We start from the raw sequence: 4,505 nt of genomic DNA on the forward strand, positions 1-4,505 counted from the left end.
TCCTAGCTTGGTTATGGGAGTTAAGTTCTGCCACCAGCTCCTATCTGCCTCTGCAATTCGCGCGGCTGCAATGGTTACATCAACTCCCTTGAGGGGGGTGCCGGGCTGCTCGGCCAGGTATCTCAGCGCAGCCAAGATAGTTTCCCTAGAAGCCTCCGTCAAATTTACCTTCGGAACCATTTCTCTAGTGAGAACTTGGGCCTGCTCCACCTGCTCCGGGGCTGGGTCAACAATAATACACCACAGCCTCTCCAACCCGGCTTCTTGAGCAACTGCATAGACAAAATGGTTGCCAATGGCCTTGTACTGGTAGTCGCTAGCCTCAACCACTAGCAGCGGCACCCAGTTGCGCCCTCCTGTTGCCCTTAACTGAGCAGCTGCTGCAGTAACCAGGAAAGAGGGAGCGGAAAACCCCTCGGCAGGCGTAATGCTCTCGAGGGGTAGGTTGACCAGCTTGCCGAGATCGGAAAACTCACTCATCGATAAAGTACTCGCCGGCGAGACTTTGGTAGTATTCTAAGATCCTTTTGTCCCTAAAAACAGCAGGAATTCGAGCGAAAGTGGCAGAAGATATCACTGCATATTCAGGTATCTTAAAAATGCTTTTGTCTTCATTGCCCTTCTTAAAACGCGGCCAAAAATACGAAACTAAACATACATCCTGGCTGATAAACTTTCCTATTTCTTCATTTGCTAGTTCAATAGTATGTTGACTTCCCGAAGAGACTCCATTAAAAAAGATAGGCAAAGCGATAGGGCCTCCGTCGTGTCGTGATTTAACAGTCTCTGGAATGAATTTGGTAATTACTCTAACAGCATTATTTAAAGAAGACAGATCGCCAGGTCGGGTAGGTATCAAAATAACGTCGGCAGCAAAAAGTCCACTTTGGCTGAAGTAAAGCCACTGAGTTGGGCAGTCGATTAGGATGTAGTCATACTCATGACGAAGGAGGGCAAGCAGATCCCGAAGGCGCCTGGTTCCTTTCTGGATATAGGCTGCATTTTCGCTGTCGGTCAGTTTCTCCAGCTCAGGGTCTCTTGGAATGAGGTCAAAGAAAGAAAAGATTTTTTGCTTAGCCTGGATCCTATATGGCTTAACAATAGCGTGGACGTCTATCCTGGGATCCTTTAAACACTGCGTTAGTGTAACTTCTCCAGGAGTAGCTCCCAAGCTTCTTGTCAAATCTCCTTTGGAATCAAATCCCAAGCTTCTTGTCAAATCTCCTTGGGAGTCAAAGTCAACAGCTAAGACTTTTTTCCCTTTATATGCTAATGCTCCTGCAAGGTTAATAACCGTTGTTGTTTTGCCCACACCGCCTTTATTGTTGTACACACATATGGTCAAAGCGCGCTCGTAGTTTTCTATCTTGTTTCGTAAATCATGCACGATGTTCTCAATGTTATCCAGGTTGATAGCAAGGTTTGCTGTAACAGGGTGAACAACCTTCCCGTGTCTCCTCCAGAGCTGGATGTAATTTGCATTGGTAATTATTCCCCACCTTGCTGATTTGCAATGCTCTCCAAGCAAGTACCTTTTTATTTGATCTACTGCATCTCTACAGGCAGCGGATCCCTCACTAAGATTGACTGTCCTGGACTTAACTTCCAAGAGAAGGTATGGGTTTTTCCTAGAGTTGAAGAAGATGTCTGTATGTTGTGTGTTTTTTCTAGCCGCAAAGTCTACTTCTCCGCACCCTGTTTCAAACTCAGGCCTAATCTCCAGGTCTCCAAAGCCTAGCTCATGGAGCAAGGGGATAGCGAAATGTTGGACAATGACTTGCTCCTTGCCCTCGGTGGGGGATATCCTCTCAAGCTTCTCTCGGAGGGGGATAGCACTGGTCATAGACTGAAGGGATCCCAATTTGCCCCTCAGCCTAGCAGTTGCTTGGCTCGCTCTGCCAGCGCCTGGGCCGTTAGGCCGTTGTAGTCCATGAGTTCGGCAGGGGTGGCGGTGGTTTCGCCGCGTTTCCAGGCAAAAATATCGCGCGGGCCGGTGTAGCGCAACAACAGGGGCTCCAACATCAGGCTGGATCCGCCAGTCACGCCGATAAGGGCTGCGCCGGCAAACCAAGCGGCAAACTCCTGGTCAGACATGAACTCCCCATCGGGTTGGGCACAGGTGGACCAGGCTATATCGCTGGGGCGGTAGAGACGGCGAGGGCTGACCACGGAGACAATTTTGCTGCCGATCCCCTGGGCCTGGAGCTGGTCAGCCGCCGCAAAGACTGGCAGAAGGATCATATCTCCCACCACGGCAAAGACCACAGTGCGGGATCCAGGCAGTTCCTGCAGCACAGTGCAGCCCTGCTCCACGGCTTGGCGCGCTTGTTCCAGGGTGGTGCGGATGGGCAGGGGGGTTTTGCTGGCAAAGATCGGGATCCCTTTGTTGAAGGTCGACAAGGCCCACTCGTAGGCGGCTTGGGCACAGTTGGCGTCGGGGGGAAAGAGGGGGAAGATGTTGCCGTTGCGCATCATAGCCGCCAGGTAGGCCTCGATTTCCGGGCGTTGGTGGGTCCAGCCGTTGCGTCCCTGTTCCAATGCTCCAGCTGTGAAGAGGGCAATAGCGGCAGGGGTGGGGCGGCGCAGCTCGGCCATCGCCTGGGTTACCGTCTGCCAGATGGGCAGGCCGTTGACGGCAAAGGATTCATAGGAGCACCAGAGGGAGCGCCCGCCAAAGAGCGCCAGGCCCCCTGTCAAGCCGGCGCAGGCATCTTCACTGAGGGGTTCGTAGACCTGCCCTTGGGGCTGTTGGTTGTAGAGGGGATCCGCCGTGGGGTGGATCACTTTGAGACCTTGGTTGACGTTGGCGATGCCGGAAGCCTCGTTACCATCGGCATTGGCCACCAGAAAGTCGGGATCTTTCTGCCCCACCTGCACCACCAGGGTGCCGATGGCCGTGGTGGAGACTTGCTTATCGCCGAGGGGGAACTCAGTTAAGTTGAGGGATCCCAGCGGCGGCAGAGGGCGGACAGACTCAGTGACCACCACCTTGGCTGCCGGCCCCCCAGCAGCCCGTTCACAGTTTTGGCGCACCAGGGCCCAAGCGGCTGGGTGCAGGGCCCGCGCTTGCAGAGCGGCCACGATGTCGGGGTTATCCAAGGTGTGGTGGGCGTAGAGGTTGTGGGATTTGGATCCCTTGGCGTGCACGCCCGCCCCTTTCAGTTGCTTGAGGATGAAAACCGTCAGGTGGCCGCTTAGAGCTGACTGAATGGCCCGCTCCATCTCGGTCAGTACCCTCTGGGCAAAGGCCAAGCGGGCTTTCAGAGAAAATTGGGTGCTATCGACGTAAGGGCCAGGCTGCTGGGCATCGTCGAAGTCTTTGGCATCCACCAGCACCACTTCCTCAAAGCCGTTGCCCCGCCAGTACTCAACCATCTGGGCGTTGGCGAGGGTGGAGATCATGCTGTGGTGCTCTTGGCTGTAGCCGTTCCAGACCAGCACCGGTAGGAAGTTGGTGCGCTGCGGGAAGGCGGTGTGAAAGTGGATCATGGAGCTCATCACGTAGGGCTCCCCCAGGCCCCCATCGCCGATGGTGACCGGGAAGAGGCGATCCGGGTAGAGCAGGGCGCCGGCCATGGCAAAGTGCTGCCCTTGCCCCAGTGGCCCTGCCGGCGCCAGCAAGCCGGGGATGTAGCCAGAAAGGTGGCCCAACAGCCCTTCCCGTTCCCGGAAGCGGGCCCGCAAGTCAGAGACCGTGTGGATGCCCATCTCGGCCAGGGATCCATCCAAGAACATGGCGGCGTAGAAGCCGGGGGCGTGGTGGCCCACTTCGGTGGGGATGTTCTTTTGGCCCAGGTACACCAAAGCGGCATAGGCTTCCGCCTGGCTGGCAAAGCCGCCTGGGTGGCCCGAGGCTTTGCTGGCGGTCATCTGCAGGGTGAGGTAGCGCAGCGCATCGGCATAGAGCAAGGTCTGGTAGGCGGCCATGCGACTGCCGGGATCCCGCAGCTTGCCTGTGGCAGCATCCACTGCAGGTTCCTGGCCCAGGCGATCGAATTCCGGCCAGGGATCCCCAAAGTATTGGATCCCTTCGCAAAAGGCGGGAACTTGGGCAGTTGCCTCCTGAGCCAGCGTCATGGTCAAGCCTCACTCTTTGTCGGGTTACTCCTCACTTTAAACCTGATAAGGCCTTTTGGATGTTGTAAACTACCCGCACTCATGCTGACGTATAGAGTACGGGCTTTTGGTAGCCCTGCAGTTGACAAGCCAACCACGGGCCTCTGGGCTGGTTTACGGCAGCCCCCAAAAGCGCAATCACAAAGGACTCCGTCCCGCTGACGCCAGTGGAGATGCAGTGGTTCACCCACGCTTGAAAGCGCCTCTCCCTGCCAGACAGGCGTTGCAGCAGCTCCCGGCACCTGCGCCGTGAACTGCGTGTGCCCTGACTGGCTTTGTGTTGAAGAGCAGCCCTCAACCGGGAGTGGTGGTCTCTTACAGGACGTTATGGTATTGAGTTCAATGAACTACCCCACCGCGTAGGCGGGTGGGGTTTCCTCACCCGCTTG

General features: G+C 55.8%; 3 protein-coding genes and 1 pseudogene. All 4 read right to left on the minus strand.

Annotated features, from left to right (window positions below):
- On the minus strand, positions 1-480 hold a 480-nt coding region (locus NW857_RS12340; RefSeq protein WP_414369114.1), incomplete at its 3' end, for a Rho termination factor.
- A complete protein-coding gene (locus tag NW857_RS12345) occupies positions 473-1,843 on the minus strand; it encodes an AAA family ATPase (protein ID WP_414369116.1) in 1,371 nt (456 codons plus the stop codon). The genes NW857_RS12340 and NW857_RS12345, both read right to left, overlap by 8 nt.
- A 26-nt stretch (positions 1,844-1,869) precedes the next feature.
- Positions 1,870-4,077: a phosphoketolase gene (locus NW857_RS12350; RefSeq protein ID WP_414369117.1), complete on the minus strand. Its 2,208-nt coding sequence runs from the start codon at positions 4,075-4,077 to the stop codon at positions 1,870-1,872.
- Positions 4,078-4,156: 79 nt separating this feature from the next.
- Positions 4,157-4,435: pseudogene (locus NW857_RS12355) on the minus strand (hypothetical protein); the annotation flags it as partial.
- Positions 4,436-4,505 lie beyond the last annotated feature (70 nt).

It is taken from the genome of Synechococcus sp. H55.9 (assembly GCF_047462355.1).
GTDB lineage: Bacteria > Cyanobacteriota > Cyanobacteriia > Thermostichales > Thermostichaceae > Thermostichus.

Coding starts and splice junctions, on each gene's coding strand:
- NW857_RS12345 (WP_414369116.1), bottom strand. CDS start 1,843: ATGACCAGTGCTATCCCCCTCCGAGAGAAGCTTGAGAGGATATCCCCC.
- NW857_RS12350 (WP_414369117.1), bottom strand. CDS start 4,077: ATGACGCTGGCTCAGGAGGCAACTGCCCAAGTTCCCGCCTTTTGCGAA.